Below are 16,928 nucleotides of genomic sequence, written 5' to 3'. Positions count from 1 at the left end.
AGGCAGCGCGTTGCGGGGGTTTCCCCCGTTGAAGCGCCTGCCGTCGCAAAGGCGCAAAAGAATTAAGAGTATGGTCTTTAAGGAGCGCTCTCAAAATATCAGTAATCTCAATCCATATTAAAAGCGACTGGGATCGTCATCAAGTGCGAGCATGAAATTAACTAGATCTGCTTGCTGCTGTGGACTAAACCCAGCTTGTTCATCCACGTAAAAGTTATGACCTGTACCATCAAGGTTATTACTGACTAAAGCAGGGTTAGCCTTGTTAGCGGTGATAACTAAAGCGCGAAGTTCCCTATCGACTAAAGCACGCAAGCTGCTAGCTGCATCAGCACCTTTGGCTTGGCTGAGGGTGCCAGTTAGTCCCAACCCACTGTTGTCAACAACGGTAAAACTGCCATCCTGAGCAAAATCTAAACTTCCCTCACGCACGGCTACACCACCATCATGTAAATAGGGCGCACTTAAATAAAGACCTCGTAAAGAAGTGGTTTTGTAACCACCATTTGGTAATATGCCTTCGGGTAGGGTTGTGGGAGTATCGGAAATCCCTTCTGTTGGGACATCCAGTACTTGGGCGTTAGCAGGTATGGGAACAGGAGTATCAAGGGTATAGATTTTGGGTGGTACCAATAACTGATTCAGCCCCAAGCGAGACCGAGCACGGGCTGGGTTAGTACCGATTTCTTCAACAGAATGAATTTTGTTGTCGGTGAAGAAAGGTGGAATGTGGCAAGTTGCACAGTTTGCTTGCTGAAAGACTTTTGCTCCCCGTATAACAGAACCGCTCTTCAAGGCTCGCAAGTTTTCAGGAGTGCGGTTGGCTGGCGGAACTAAACTATTTTGGAAAGCAGACATGGCGTTGTTGGCGAATAGGAAATTGCCACTGGCAATATCATCTGGATTTCCGCTATTTGGGCTGAAAACCAAACCGTTGTAAGTAAACAAACTAGGTTGCAGGTTTGAATAGTTTCCTGTACCTGGAGCACCCACTTGATCTTCTAATTCTGCTTGTGTGACTTCTGGTGCAACCTTACGAAGCCATTGTGAGGGTTGTACAGGTTCTCCTGGTGGTAAACGGAGTTTGGGGTCGGCAGCATTCTGAAGAACTGTACCAAGATAAACTTCTGAGTCGATGTTGAGAGCTTTTTCGCTCAGTTGATAAGCTGCTAACAAGTTAATTTCCGAAGAGTGAACTGCATTATTAACCGAAGTGAGTCCAGCAAACGGACCGACTGCAAACTGACCATCCGCTAAATAAGGATTTGTTTTAAATGTGAAGATACTGGGAATTTGGGTCGTGTTGTTAATGCTATCTGGTGAACTCTCGAAGTGACCAAAAGGTACATCCAACACGGCTTCGTCGAAGGCTTGTTCAAACTTCTGAGGATCTGGTAGTTGTACTAATCGACCTTGGCTGTCAATGATAGTTTTGCCATTACCTTGATATTGCAGGTCTAAGGGGTTGAAGTTTAATCGCGCAAACCCTGCGGCTGTATTTGGTGATAAAGCAATCAATAGGGAAGTCCCTAGTAAGCCATTTGGTACTCCCGTGAGGCGATCGCCCCGATCGTTCAAGGTTACATGACACGCTGCACAAGTTACGTTACCATTGGGTGTGAGCCCTAAGGGAATAGTTCCTTTCTTTTCTACTTGTAAACCTGTATTAATGACAGTTCCTTGGGGAAAAGTCCTACTACCTATGGCTAAATCTTTCTGAAGGGTAATTTGTAAGTTTGTTGTTGGCTGACCGTCTAAATTAGCGATCGCTGCATTTATTTCTGGCAAGATCCGAGCCAAACCTTGTCCAAAACCAAACACTCCTTGTAAACCAAATGTATCGCCTATTTTTCGGTTGAAAAATATCTCTTCACCTTTGGCGATTAAGTCCTGAGTGATTTCAACCGCTCCTACTTGTTGATAGGAAGTTGGATGATTAGGATTGAGTCCCTGCTGTGCAACCAGTTCTGCTGCTTGTCGAGGATTCAGCAGTTTGCCAAAATAGTCATAATAACCTATTGGCTGAGTTGGTGCAGGTCTCAGTATATCCATGTGAGCGAAAGCTCTTTGGTCTACTGTCAACCAATGTGATAGTAAAATCCCAAAAAAACTCACGAAAAAAACGAATATTAAAAAGAGAAATCGTGCTTTAAAAGCAGACAATTTCCTCAAGAAAGCATTTTTAGAGTTTGCCGTTTGAGGTTTCATATCAGGTGAATTGAAACTTGTAGATTAGGTATATCACATAGAGAAGTGAACGGATAAAAAGTCGAATATTTTTTACATTTATTGATATGTTTCAAAGATGATATTTGGTGCTCAGCTATTTTGCTATTTCAACTGACTTTTTAATTGAATTCGCGATTTGCCACTTAACTTTTTTATGGCATCATGAAACCACAACTTAACTATAATTAGTAAGCTGTTGCGTTGATAAGAATATACGCTAGGACTAGCGAGGACGTAATGATGATTTGCACCAACTGACTTACTTAACGCTCGTATAACTAAGCTTTCTGAAAAAGGATATTTTTATTTACAAAAATAAATTTTTTGACATCAATTTCCCTATTTGAAGATATCATGGGAACAATAGCTCATACCAATTTAATATGAAGCTGCACATTATTTTTACCCCTCCTAACCTCCCCTTAAAAAGGGGAGGAAAATAAATTTCCTTAATCTTCCGTTTATAAGGGGGGATTAAGGGGGGTAAGGAGAGATGCCACAGATGGTGGAGTTTTTTCTATGCATCTTCATCTGAAAACGGTATTAGACGATTCTTAAGAAAATCTAGATTTTTTAGAAAATTTCTGTCTCAAGAGAGGGCTAATAAATTCTGGCTTATATAGACAAGCCACCCACCGTCCCTTCGATACTGACGGGTGTAAGCCTGAATATCCGCGTCACATCTGTCATTCCGTGCCAGATCCTTGTTGTGCTCTCCACTCTCCTTGTACCATACGGTAAAAACCTTAACTGAGGACACTTCTTCACTTAGGTCATTTAAGCATCAAGACATAAAGTGCTTCAATTTCCAATTCTTAATTAAGATGTGCGATGCTAATTCTAAGTAGAAATTTTCCTCAACGTAAAATTATCTACCTTTCCTTGTGAATTCATCAACCCCCCTGTAACGTATTCCATCGTGTCTAGCCATGAATTCTATTGCCAAACCCCATGCCAAGCGGAAACGCGGGCTTGTACTTAGCCCAGGTGGATTAAGACGGCTGAATCAGGCAATTCAGGTAATTGAAGCTGAAGAAAATGCCGGAAAGCGGTTTACATCTGAAGAATTGAGCATACGCACAGGTATTTCTACGAGTACCCTCAGCCGTCTCTGGGCATCCAAGTCAGGGATCGATCGCCGCACAATTAATTTATTATTTAACGCATTTCATCTCGATCTGCTAAGCAGCGATATTCAACCATTGACTGATGAGGTTGAAGCAATTCCTCCATCAACCAGGGTAGATTCGTCTAGAACCGTTTCCCAAATTCCCTACCCTAGTGGTCCTATTCCAGTCGATTCACCCCGTTATATCAGTAGACCTGGGATGGACAATCTCGCCTTCCAAGAAATCCTCCAACCTAGTTGCACGATCCGGATTAAAGCCCCTAGTGGATTTGGGAAAAGCTCACTCATGTTGCGACTCTTGCAGTCTGCCAATCAGCAAGGATACGCAACCGCCGCGATTAATCTACAGCAGGTAGATACAGAAACGCTGGCAGACCCCCGTTCCTTTTTGCGCTGGTTTAGCACGGTGTTGTCCCGCAAGTTAAAGCTAGATTCTAAACTGGATCAATATTGGGATGATCTGTTGGGGAGTAAAATCAGTACAACATTGTATCTACGAGAGGCGATTCTGCCACAATTGCACCGTCCGCTGGTGCTGGTCATTAACGAAGTTGAGCGGGCGTTTGAATGCTTCCACACGGCAAAGAATTTGTTGCCACTACTGCGATCGTGGCATGAGGAATCCCAGCATGATGACGTGTGGAAAGGACTGCGCCTCGTGCTTTCCTACTCAACCGATGCTTATTTACCGCTTGATATCAATCAATCCCCGTTTAATATTGGATTGCCCTTGTCCCTGCCAGAATTTAATCAGGAGCAGATACAAAAATTAGCTGAACTCTATTTGGTCAGTTGGAGCGATGCGGCGTGCGATCGCCTCTTTGCTCTAATTGGCGGCAAACCCTCTCTGGTGGGTTTCGCCCTCTACCACCTCCACCAAGGCATGGAATTAGATGAGCTACTGCAATCTGCCCCTACCCTGGAGGGCATTTACCGCAACCATCTACAACGACTGCTGGCTCAGATTAACACCTATTCCCACTTGATAGATCGATTAAAATTACTGGTACGGGATAAAAGCCCAACCTTCCTCGATCCCGTTCTCGCCTATAAATTAGAAGGGATGGGACTCATTAAATCCATGAGCGGCGGATGGCAACTCAGTTGCGAACTTTATCGGATAACGTTCCAAACCTATTTGTTTAACTTATAGTTATTTGTTGCCAGACGTTTCAGCAAGCAAAGCGATGATTTTGTCATTCTATGGTAAATTCATTTCGATATAAAGTCGGTGGATGTTTGCAGGCGGATGCGCCCAACTATGTGGTGCGGCAAGCCGATCGCGAACTTTACCAAGCGCTTCAATCCGGCGAATTCTGCTATGTCTTTAATGCACGGCAGATGGGGAAATCCTCATTGCTACTGCGGGTGAAGCAACAACTCCAGCGGGAAGGAGCACAGTGCGCCTATCTAGATATGACCCGCTTGGGCAGCGATCGTCTCACGCCTCAGCAATGGTATCGTGGCATCATGGTCAGCCTGCTGCAAAGTTTTCAACTGCTTAGTACTATCAATTATGGGGAATGGTTTTCGACTCGTGCTGAGCTACCATCGATTCAGTGCTTAACTGTATTTATTGAAGAAATTTTGTTTGTTCAATTTCCAAATAAACCTATTTACATCTTCATTGATGAAATTGATAGTGTGTTAAGTCTGGAATTTCCCGTTGATGATTTCTTTGCCTGGATACGCTCCTGTTACAACCAGCGATCGCACGATGCTCGGTATCAACGTTTCAACATTGCCTTATTTGGTGTCACCACTCCTTCTGATTTAATTGCAGATAAGCAACGGACTCCCTTCAACATTGGTCGTGCTATCGAGTTAAATGGGTTTACCATTGAAGAAGCAACCCCGCTTGCGATTGGACTCAACCGTGTTGTCGAACATCCCCTCACCATTCTACAGGCAATTTTGCATTGGACAGGGGGACAACCCTTTCTCACCCAAAAGTTCTGCCAACTGGTGGTTTATGTAGTTGAGCAGACCGGGGCAACCTCGCTGCATATTCCTCCTAATATGGAGATGTGCTGGGTAGATGAGTTGGTGAAAACCCATGTGCTTGATAACTGGGAGGTACGCGATGAGCCTACGCATTTGCGAACTATTCGTGACCGTCTGTTACGGAATGAAACCTGCACTGGGCGACTCATAGGCATTTATCAACAACTGTTGCAGGGAAAAGCGGTGTCTCTAGACGACAGTCGAGATCAAATCGAACTCCTGCTGACAGGATTGGTGGTGCGGCAGGAGAATAAAGTGGCGATCAAAAATCCTCTGTATCAACAGGTCTTCAACCAAGAGTGGGTCAACCAGCAATTAAGTTATTTACGTCCCTATGCCGCAGCCTTGGAAAATTGGATCGCCGCCAACCAAAAGGATGACTCCCGTTTATTGCGAGGTCAGGCATTACAGGATGCGCTGCTCTGGTCCCAGAGTAAGAGTCTGAGCACCATTGATTATCAATTTTTAGCGGCGAGTGAAGAGTTCAATCACCGGGAAATCCAAAGCCGCCTGGAAACAGAGCGCCTAAAAGCGATCGAGAAAACGGTCAAGACTCAGCGGCTGTTGCTCGGCGTATTCAGTCTGACGTTGGTCACCTTTACGGTGCTGGGAATTACTATATTCTACCAGTTTCGCCACGCGCTCAAGAGTGAGCACGAAGCCAGGATTAACGAACTACGAGCTAGGCTATCCTCCTCAACTGCCTTGTTTGCTTCCGATCGACGACTGGATGCCCTGCTTGATGCTCTGCAAGCGCAAACCCTACGGCAAAAGGTGGGGACGATAGATGCTGAACTGCAAAACCAGATCGATCAAACGCTGAAGCAAGCCGTCTTTGGGGCGATCGAATCCAACCGATTGCTTGGTTTCAATCAGGGAGTACATACGGTTACCTTCAGTCCCGATGGTCAACACATTGCCACGGGTGGCTTGGATGGAGTTGTCAAAATCTGGTACCGCAATGGTCAAGCCCTATTCACCCTAACGGGTCATAGCGATCGCATTTGGAGTCTAGCATATAGTCCTGATGGTGCGCTGCTAGCATCTGCCAGTGCTGATGGCACGATAAAACTCTGGCAAGCAGACGGCACTGTGCTAAGAACCCTTAAAGGTCATACCTGGGGTGTCTGGCAAATCCGCTTCAGTCCTGATGGCAAACTGATTGCTTCGGCAGGGTTAGATGGTAAAATCAATCTCTGGGGGAGTGATGGCACGTTGTTGAAAACCTTTACCGAAAAAGTTGCAATGTCTGGTGTCGCGTTCAGTCCTGATGGACAAATTCTGGCGTCTGGAGGAAACGATGGCATCATTCGACTGCGGCAGTTAAATGGTACATTGCTGGCGACATTTCCCACTATTGGGAGAACAGCGATCCAGCGTCTGGTCTTTAGCCCCGACGGTCAGATTATAGCTGCCGCCAAAGATAACGGTGACTTGGAGCTTTGGCAACCTGACGGCAAGTTACTGGCGATCCTCATCGGGCATACCGATTACTGTTTTGATGTTGTGTTTAGTCCCGATGGCCAGACCCTTGCCTCCGCCAGTCTTGATGGCACGGTCAAACTTTGGCAGCGGGACGGCTCGCAGCTGACTACCTTAGCGGCACACAATGGAGAAGTCAGAGGAGTGGCGTTCAGCCCGGATGGTCAAACTCTGGCATCCGCCAGTGTCGATAATACGGTTAGGCTATGGCGACCGAGAGGGATACCATTTTTGACGATTGTGCGACAAGCGGCAGGTGCGTCAGGACTTGCTATCACACCAGATGGCAATCACTTTGCAACTGGTAACCAGGATGGCTCGATTTACCTGTGGAATCGACAGGGAAACCTAGTGCATCATCTGACGGGACATAAAGCTGAGGTAAAGGGATTAGCCTTTAGTCCCAATGGTAAAACCTTAGCATCAGCCAGTCGAGACAAAACTGTGAAACTCTGGGATATGAATGGAAGACTGCTGAAGACGCTGGCTGGTCATATCGATAGAGTAGATGCAGTGGCATTTAGTCCAGACGGGAAAATCCTGGCAACTGCAAGTTGGGACGGCACCGTTAAATTATGGGATCGAAACGGCAGCCTGCTCAAAACTATTCAGACTTGCAGTGTAAACTTAAGCTTTGCCTTCAGTCCTAATGGGTTAATTATAGCGACGGGCTGTATTGACCACAGTGTTGTCAAGCTATGGCAGCGGTCAGGTCAATTCCTGACATCTCTGAAAGGGCATAAGGCTGCTGTTTTAAGCGTCAACTTCAGCCCGGATGGACAGACTATCGCATCAGCGTCTAACGATCGCAGTGTCAAGCTCTGGCGAAGAGACGGGACATTGCTGACTACATTGATGGGGCATAACTCAGGCATTTTAGATGTCGCCTTCAGTCCCAACGGTCAACTGCTGGCAACGGCCTCCACCGATCGCCAGGTAAAACTCTGGCAACTTTCCCGCAGTGGGGATCGAGAGGTTGTCATCCTGCTCACCACCCTCAATGGTCACAGGGACGCAGTTCAGCAGCTCGCTTTTAGCCCTGATGGAAAAACCTTGATTACCACCAGTAAAGATCGTACTACCCTCCTTTGGGATTTAGAGGTTGTTCTGGATAACCACAAGCTGCTGCAAGCTGCTTGCGATTGGGTCAGAGATTATTTTCAAAGCCATCCAACGATGAAAGCGGATGGAAAACATTTCTGCAATTCTCTTTAAAGTTCACTAGCCTTACGTGCCTCTATGAAACACATTCACCAATTTTTTATGACCTTTTTAATTGCGATCGCCATCTCTGTGCCCCTTCTATATTCCCCTATAAGAAACCTGTTTTTACGAGCGTGGTGACCTCAAAAATACCAATGGATTTTATGGCAATGAGAAATATTATTTAAATCAGTTAAGCAAAGAATGACATTCAGTAAAAATATCATATACGTCAGTTAAGGGATTTCTCAGAAATATTTGAAAGCATCTTACTAACAGAGTCAATTGAACAAATTTACGTTTAATGTGAATTAGAAACGCCTTCAATTTTATTCAGTTTTCTATAGCAATCCCAAATAATTTGTTAAAAAAAATAATTTTATAAATTCAAGAGACTTTCTATAGTAGAATACTTAATCAATACCTTCGCCAAAATAGAAGCCTAGACCAATTTTGCCATTTTTGCCTCGTACACAAACTTTTGCCATAAGAAGACGAAAATTTCTTATCTATGTGTATTCTTGAGGTTAAATGCTAGAATCTCAATGTCTTGGTGTGCAGGCTATTGAATAAAAAATTCCTTCCGGAAAACCTGAGGCTGTTTTTCAAGACTAATGATTTTTGCCTTGTCACAGAAGAATGGGCTTTCATGGTTAAAGCACTACCACTTTACCCTTCAAAAATGGCGAAGGTATTGATAATAAAATTCCACTTCTAAACATGATTATGTCTAAGAAATTTACAACCTTAAACTCTGTAATGACAGCGAGTTTGTTGATAACTACTCAGGGGCTGATAATGATGTCTAGCGCTTCTGCTGAAACTCTTGTCAGAGCACAAGGTCGCTGTAAGCTAACAAGCTCCAATTATAGAGTATTCGACGGTCACTGCATAGTGAAGCAGAAACAGCAGGGTAATACAATGGCGTTTGTCGTTGAACTAGACAACGATTCTAAATACCGTTTTTATGGACCGAACAAAGACTCACTTCAGGTTGAAGCCTATGACGGGATTCACAACGTCCGCTTTGATGAACAACCTGATAAGGGTGTATTTACTTGGCAAGTAGATCGAGAGACAAATCGCTTATCCGTCAGGCTTGACAGCCAACAGCCTGCTAATGTTACCCACGATGATCAAAAAACATCGGCAGGTACAGTGCTTGCTGGTGCAGCTGTCGGTGCGCTGATCGGAGCAATGCTAGGAACGCATCGTACTTCGTCATCCTCTTCAAATTCACCATTTGGTCGGCCTGTCAATGTTTCTTCAACAAACGTGCGAATTGGTGAACCCGTGGACAATTTAGCGGATTTTGTGGGTGCAAGAGCTGGACAAGCAGAGTCCGATCTCAGAGATCGGGGTTATGAATATCGCCGTGCCAATCAACAGGCTGACAGTGCTATCAGTTATTGGTTAGAAACCAGAACTAGAAATTGCGTTGCTATCAGAACAACAGATGGACGATATGCGGCGATTATTTACGCAGAAAAATTTAATTGCCGCTAGTCATAGTAAATTGAAAATTGTAAGGGAAAGACAATGCCTTCCCCTTACATATCACAAAACTATGCAGTTTCAAACATTAATTTTTTCTAGCACTATATTTCTTTAGTATAGGACTCCTATTTGATTTTTGAACTACACGTAGGGTGGGCAATGCCCACCAAAAGCTTTATATGGAAAAACTTCAGCAGCTACAACAATTTTTACAGTGGTTTTGGCAAGTAGCTAAACGCTACTGGGGATCTCAGGAGAGGTTTCGAGCATGGGGATTGTTAGCAGCAGCCGTTCTTTTTATCATCCTCGCTAACAACGCTAGTGCTTTACTGAATCGTTATCAGGGAGAGTTTACCACTGCACTAAGCAATAAGCAATTAGAGAGTTTCCAGAATTCTCTGCTCCTGTTCGGGGGAACGTTACTGGCGTTAATTATTTTCTCGTTTTTTGAGAATTTTATTCAAAATAAACTGCAACTCTACTGGCGAGAGTGGTTGACCAAAGATTTCCTCGATCGCTATTTTGCCGATCGGGCTTTTTATCAAGTTAATGCCAATAAAGCCATCGACAACCCCGATCAGCGTATTTCCGAAGATATCGAGTCTTTTATCAGTAGTTCCCTCACATATTCTCTTTCCCTCGGCAGTAATGTTCTGAGTGGTTTTCTCTTTATCAATATTCTCTGGAGTATCAACAAAAACCTCGTTTTTGTCGCTATTCTAACGGCACTGGTTCAAACCTTGGTCAGTTTTTTTATTGGTCGGATTCTCACACCGCTAAACTTCAAAAACCTGCAATATCAAGCAGACTTTCGTTATAGTTTAGTCCACGTGCGTAATAATAGCGAATCAATCGCTTTTTACAAAGGAGAGGAACAGGAAGAAGGAATAGTTCAATCGAAATTCTCCCGATTACTTGCCGTTCTTCATGCCAAAATCTTTCCTAGTAGTCTCTTAGATGCAATCAATATTAGTTTAGGTTTTACTGTTTTGATTATTGCCTATCTCATTCTTGCCCCACAATATTTTGCGGGACAAATTACCTTTGGCGATGTGACTCGTTCTATTCCCGCTTTTTTAACAATCGTGAATGTTTTTAGTTGGTTCGCCAGATCTTTTGAAGGATTAGCTCTTTTCGCTGCAGTCATCAAACGGCTAGGAACTTTTTCCGATTATTTGCACCAAAATCAAAAACCTGCGCCTTCGCAATCTGTTATCAATACCTTAATTGAACCTCGTTTTGCTCTCAGTCATGTTACGGTAAAAACTCCCGATCGAAAACGGGTGCTAGTGGAAGATTTCTCAGTAGAAGTTCCTCATAGTGAGGGAATTTTAGTGATGGGGGCTTCTGGGTCAGGAAAAAGTTCGATATTGCGAGCAGTTGCCGGTTTATGGAACACGGGCGAAGGCCATATTTACCGTCCCAACACCGCCGAGATTTTATTTATTCCTCAACGTCCTTATATAGTCTTAGGTTCATTGAGAAATCAAATTCTATATCCCTATACCAAGCGAGAAGTGAGTGATACAAAGCTACAGGAGGTTCTAGAACAGGTAAATTTGACTGATTTAGTTGCCCGTGTGGAGGGTCTTGACGTAGAACTCAATTGGGCAGATGTTTTGTCCTTAGGGGAACAGCAACGATTGGGGTTTGCTCGACTTTTCTTACATAATCCTCACTATGCAGTGTTAGATGAATCTACCAGTGCTTTAGATGTAGCCAATGAAAAACATCTTTATCATAAATTAAGAGAGGCGAATATTACCTATATTAGTGTCGGTCATCGTCCTACTTTAATTCCTTATCATCAATTAATTGTGGAGATTTTAGGACAAGGAAAATGGCGATTTTTATCTCCTGATGATTCCAAGGGAGCGGAAGCATTTTGATAGCCTTACAAAACACCTTAAGTGTAGATAAATTAGTTAAGCAAATTACAGCCAATTTGCTTTAGTGTACACCTAGATTTATCAGTAGCTCATGTGCGATCGATTTTTTAGCCTAGACACGCTACTACGGCATATCAAGCATTGAAATTGTAGAAGTCGATCCCTCTCAGATTCCCGCTCCCCCTGATGCCAATGTCGCGCTGGCATACGGCTTCAAAGCCTCAATTAATCACTTTTTAGCCAATACTCCTGGTGTACCAGTAGACAACCTGGCGACCATCATTGATATCAACAATGGCGATCCAATCAATCGGATTCCTTATGGTCAGGAATATTTAAAAATCTCTCAGCAGACGGATAGCAACTCTGAAGAGTATGCCACTCTACGTTCTAATAACCAAAGCACGACGCAGTCGGCTCTGAACCAACTCTTTGAAACCGCCAACATTGATGTCCTCATTAGCGATACTCAGGCGTTAATGACTGGTGTTATTCACCATGAATATAATCAGTTAAGAGCTGCGGTCCACCGATCTGAATATTATTTACTTCAAATGCCAACCGCACCCGCAGACGAAATTCTCGCCCCACGCTCCACTGCTGCATAGGTGTCGTCTGAATCCAGACTCGCATTAGCATTCCAGTTTGGGACATTTGATCGATGCCCAGGACTTCCGGTGGACTGGGCATACGCTCGCGCCATTCTGGTTCGCTGTAGAGTTGCTCTGCCACCTGATGCAGAACTGCGAGCACCTGTTTGGGATCGTTCTTATAGGCAACCTCGATCGAGAAATCTACCCGCGACCAGAGACGCGTCAAATTCTTTACCGCAATAATAGAACTATTAGGGATGGTAATCAGTTTTCCTTCCCCATTTCGCAGTTGGGTAACGCGCAGGTTGAGGGTTTCAACCAATCCGCTTTCATCTCCCACCTGAATCACATCGCCTACGGCAAACTGATCCTCTATCAAAATCAAGCAACCGTTGACCAGATCTTTAATCAGACTTTGGGAGCCAAAGGAAATTGCCAGACCGATGACAGCACTGCCTGCCAGAATTGAGCCAGTCGGAACATCAAACAAGCCCAGAGACCACAAGATACCCAAAGTAATGAAAACAAAGGTGATTAATCCTTTTAATGCCCCGGCAACTGTCGCTGCTCGCAGGGCAATCCGTTGGGTTTCACTCAACGGGAAATAGGGATGCTTTATCCAGGCATGGGTGAGGCGGTCTATTACGCTTTGGCTAATACGAATAGCAAGACTGATAAAAAACCAAAGAATGAGTAATGCGAGGGGAACAGCTAAAGCCTCTGTGTACCATCTCATGAGGAAAGGAACGCGAGACAAGATGGCGACAATTCCGATGTACCACATGAGAATAAGTGTCCAGAGCAGTAACCACTTGAGGAAGGAATAGATTTCCAGTTGGCGCTTGAGACTGAATTGCTGCCGGACTACTGCTAAAAACCGCGATCGCACATCAGCAATTGCTTCTGCCTCAGCCTCCTCTTCGTCGATCTCCATTGCCCGAGCATCAGTGGATGTTTCTGTCTTAGGGTGGGTGGCAGCCGCCGCTTCTGCCGCAGCTATCGCCGCCTGATGACGGTCTTGCAATGCTATCTTTTTGCGGGTTAGAGTTCGCCGCAGAAACCAGAGCACACCACTGCCCAACAATAATCCAATGCAGATTTGCAGTGCTTGCCCAAGACGTTGCAACAACATCTTAGGTGCGAAGAGTCGATCGATGCGATCCACTTCTGCTTGCAGTATTTTCTGCCACTCCTGGGTCAATTCCTCCAGCGTTTTCCCATGGTAGTCAGCATCTAGCTCTGTCACCGTCACCAGTTTTAACGGACGGCTCGTTCGATCGTCATTGAGCTCGAGGATTGGACCTTTATTTAGGGTGGCAATAGAAACGATGGGAGTTTGTTTAGTTTTGGAGACTCGATAGAGCACTCGCATCAACCGTTGCGTAATTTCTTCAGCACGCACCTCAACCGGAAGAGCTCCATCTGGGATCTTGTCGCGATTAAAAACAGTGGGAGAGACAACATCAAACAAACTATGGTTGTCCAAGGGTGACTTTACCGATGCAATTTCATATACACCCAGCCGGGTAACACTGCTAGGTGACTTGTGCGGATCGTTGGAAGTTCCGGTGGGTAACGAAGGTAGTTGACTGTGGGCGATCGTACCCCAGTTAAGCACCAGCGCGAGCGTTACCAGAGCGATCGACACAAACCGAATCGTGAGACGAAGGTATCGAATAAAAGAGAACATAACTCCATTAGTCACAGTGCAGCCCAAAGACCTCAAAAAGAGCCTTTCACCTTCTCTTAGCGAGATAGCAACTACTCATTACAATCAACTGGAGTTGCATAGACGATTGACTGGTAGCGTCCTTGCTCTGTTCGGATTGTTACACAGTAGTTAGTTTTGGCTTCCTGCCAATAGCTGTAGATAGCATCGCCTGAAGGAGAATCCGTCTTCACGAATCGATAGCCCCGTTTTTTCACCAAGTTTTCTGCCTGTCCTGCCCTAGCACCCACCAAATCACTCAAGCGTGAGACAGAAGTCCCAGCATCAGGGTAGGAACTAGAAGCAGAAGAACTTCCACCAGTCGTATTATCTGGATTTTGTCCCAACGGAGCGGTATCCCAGTAGACATAGATTGACTCATTGGCGAGGCGATAAATTTGCCCCTTGTCGCCCAGTCCAGACTGCCGATAAGCAGCACGACCATTTTGATCGCGATAATTACCTGGTTGATTCCCAACGGGGCGTAAGTCATAGCGTTTCCCGTTCTCTAACTGAATCCCGACGACCCCTTGTCGTTGCGAAAAGGTACAAAGACTGGAAGACTTGGCGCGATCTTCTCCTTTAGGATAGACATCGCAGCGAGCTTTGACTGTATCTGCTAAAGCCGCTACGGCAAACCCAACAGATGCGATCGCAACGCTGCCGAATACTGTCAGAGTATAGTTCAAATTTCGTTTCATAAAACCTCGTAGGAAGTCTGGAAACCCAGTGGTTGGTTGAAGCCCTGGGAGAAAACACGGCGCAAGTTCTTCTAGACAGTCAATATTTTTGAAATCCATTACATTGAAGTTGCTATGAACCCAGCTATTCCCGAATGTCCGTACTGACTAACCTGAGAATAGTGAGTAGAGGGTAGGGACTAGGGGTTAGAGAGTAGCGCTTTTCATTTTCTCATCACAGACGATCGCCTGTGAGAGTGTATCTTGAAAAGACTTAGAACTACTGCCATTAAACTCAAGGATAATACTACCATCAAACCAATTTCATTACTATAATGTGAGTGATAAATTTATTTACAAAATTTATTAGCTACTTGATGTAGCTAGATTATTCATTATATAAACATATTTAGCACCATAAAGCACTACAAAAACTATATGACTGTTTCACAGTCGTCTTTGACAGTTCTTCGCATATTGGTATGTATAGCTCAAGTAAGTAACGACTTACAGCCATTACAATATGCGATGCTGGCTCAAATATTACAGCAAATCTCTCCACATCCAGAAGGACTAACTGTGGAGAGATTGCTGGTTGAAAAAATTTCTTTGTCACCACTTTTAGAGGAGATTCAGAATCGAGATACTCAAATAGAAGTCTATAATACAGCTTGTTCTTTTGCCCACATCGCTCGAATTACTCCCAAACAACAGCGACTTTTAGAACAAATTCGGACTACATTCCAGTTACCTTCAGTAAGTGCTTTGCAAGAAAATGCTGATGCTGACAGAGAATTACTGACTGATAGTTTTTTGCTAAAACCTGCCGTTACTGGTATACGGATTATTATTCATTACAACCGCAAGATTCGGAATCTGATTCTAGACTATGCTATTGGTGCTGCCATTATTGGAGCGATCCCCATATCCGGCTTTTTAATATTGCAATTGCTAGCGACTAGCGTTTTGATTGGCAAAATGGTGTGGGATATTGATGCTATGTGGGGTTTTCCCAAAGGCTGGGATTTTTTAGCAACTGTTGGTAAGTTCTTTGGTAGCTTAGGGGCATTAGCAATCGCATTTATGTCGTGGTTAACAGTGTTTTGTATTGGGCTAATTATACCTTATGTTGGCAGACTAGCACTAGCAGCAGCCTTGTTTACTCTAACTTGGGTTGTGGGTCAAATCAACAATCAATACCACATTAGTAGTTATCGGCTAGACACAGCTGCTCTTTCAAAAGCATTGCACAGGTCAGCAAAACAACGCAAAAGACATTGGAGAGCGAGATAAACTATGGTTAGAATCAATCGTCGTCAAGTGTTATTAGCAGGACTCGCCACAGGAGTAGCCACAAATGTAACTACAGATTATTTACGCACTCAAGCAGCACGCGATCGCCAAGCCAAGTTAGAAACGTTAGCAGATGCACAGCTCAACTCTGAAGATTTATTAAAAGCCTCATTTGCTAGTGATTTGAAAACCATTAATGAGGGACGCGAAATTCGTGCTGCTCTCAAACTTCAACCGCCAAAAATTAACTACGATCGCGGAATGTCTAAGTTAATCATTCAGTGCAGTAAGTTAGCTACTCAGCAATACTTAAAGGGGAACTTAGAAAAAAATTATGATGGTTCCCTCGAATCTTTACCAGCTTATAGCGACAAGTTAAAAGTATATTCCCTATTTTCTACATTTAAAGGTAAAGAAGATGTGGTGGAAGAAACAGTTGCAGTTCGGGTTCCCGTTGACGAGATCTCTTCAACAACTTCTTACGACCAATTAAAACAGAAAACAGATATAGCTAAAAATAACGTTATCAAAACTGTCCAAGAATTTGTAAAACGTAAACGTCAAGTACCCGTTTATCTAGGATTTACTCTACTGGCTAAAACTCACAGCATCATCGTCTTTCGAGGAACGCAAAAAACCGTAGAGTGGATTCATGATTTTACTGCTTTTCAAGACGACTATCCGATCTCTAATTCCAATCAGACCTACGGTAAAGTTCACAGAGGCTTTGCAACTTTTTACCGAAACAACTTACAATCTCTTGTACGTGAAGTCATCAAAAGACTAAATCCATTTCTTCCTTGTTATATTTGTGGACATAGTTTAGGAGCCGCTTTAGCAACATTAGCAGCAATAGATATTGCTTTAAACTTTCCCCAACATAAACCTAATTTACGATTGTACACCTACGCGAGTCCCAGAGTTGGCGATCCTGTGTTTGCACAAACGCACAGTCAACTAATTCCCAACAGTTACCGTATAGTTAACCTAGCTGATACTATACCACTTGTACCTCCGACTAAAATCGGTGGAGTATATGTCCATGTTGGACAAGAGTGGTCATTTTTATCACAAAATGGGGACTTGTTACCTAACCATATTGTAGAAACATATCGAGTCGCGGTTGATGGAGAAGCAGAAAATCAATCTTCTAATAATTATACGAATTTAGGTGTAGTGTAAAAGAAGGCAAAAGTAAACAAGGTCAAGCGCTTTCCATGT

General features: G+C 44.0%; 9 protein-coding genes. 6 read left to right on the top strand and 3 right to left on the bottom strand.

Features of this window, described 5'->3' with window-relative positions:
• Positions 1-117 precede the first annotated feature (117 nt).
• Positions 118-2,052, bottom strand: a complete 1,935-nt coding sequence (locus tag F7734_RS02215) for a di-heme oxidoredictase family protein (RefSeq protein ID WP_243146631.1) — start codon at positions 2,050-2,052, stop codon at positions 118-120.
• A 1,106-nt stretch (positions 2,053-3,158) separates the two neighbouring features.
• On the opposite strand from F7734_RS02215, the gene F7734_RS02210 reads away from it, so the two are divergent.
• The 4 genes from F7734_RS02210 (at position 3,159) to F7734_RS02195 (ending at position 11,433) form a co-directional block, all read left to right on the top strand.
• Positions 3,159-4,511 (top strand): AAA-like domain-containing protein, encoded by a 1,353-nt coding sequence (locus F7734_RS02210; protein ID WP_155743174.1) that lies wholly within the window; start codon positions 3,159-3,161, stop codon positions 4,509-4,511.
• A 50-nt stretch (positions 4,512-4,561) separates the two neighbouring features.
• Positions 4,562-8,059 (top strand): AAA-like domain-containing protein, encoded by a 3,498-nt coding sequence (locus F7734_RS02205; RefSeq protein ID WP_155743173.1) that lies wholly within the window; start codon positions 4,562-4,564, stop codon positions 8,057-8,059.
• A gap of 714 nt (positions 8,060-8,773) precedes the next feature.
• Entirely contained in the window at positions 8,774-9,553 is a 780-nt protein-coding gene (locus F7734_RS02200) for a hypothetical protein (RefSeq protein WP_207713988.1), read from the top strand.
• Between the two features lie 170 nt (positions 9,554-9,723).
• Positions 9,724-11,433, top strand: a complete 1,710-nt coding sequence (locus tag F7734_RS02195) for an ABC transporter ATP-binding protein/permease (protein WP_155743171.1) — start codon at positions 9,724-9,726, stop codon at positions 11,431-11,433.
• A gap of 489 nt (positions 11,434-11,922) precedes the next feature.
• Here F7734_RS02195 and F7734_RS02190 read toward each other — a convergent pair whose 3' ends face one another.
• Positions 11,923-13,716, bottom strand: coding sequence for a mechanosensitive ion channel family protein (locus F7734_RS02190; protein ID WP_155743170.1), 1,794 nt, complete (start codon positions 13,714-13,716; stop codon positions 11,923-11,925).
• A 71-nt stretch (positions 13,717-13,787) separates the two neighbouring features.
• Entirely contained in the window at positions 13,788-14,534 is a 747-nt protein-coding gene (locus F7734_RS02185; protein ID WP_207713987.1) for a hypothetical protein, read from the bottom strand.
• Positions 14,535-14,852: 318 nt separating this feature from the next.
• On the opposite strand from F7734_RS02185, the gene F7734_RS61655 reads away from it, so the two are divergent.
• On the top strand, positions 14,853-15,707 hold the full coding sequence (locus F7734_RS61655; protein WP_207713986.1) for a hypothetical protein: 855 nt from the start codon (positions 14,853-14,855) through the stop codon (positions 15,705-15,707).
• A gap of 3 nt (positions 15,708-15,710) precedes the next feature.
• The gene (locus F7734_RS02175) at positions 15,711-16,889 is read left to right on the top strand and encodes an Mbeg1-like protein (RefSeq protein WP_155743169.1); all 1,179 of its coding nucleotides are present in this window, start codon (positions 15,711-15,713) and stop codon (positions 16,887-16,889) included.
• Positions 16,890-16,928: the final 39 nt, after the last annotated feature.

This window comes from Scytonema sp. UIC 10036 (genome assembly GCF_009725235.1).
This window is presented reverse-complemented; position numbering and strand designations above follow the sequence as displayed.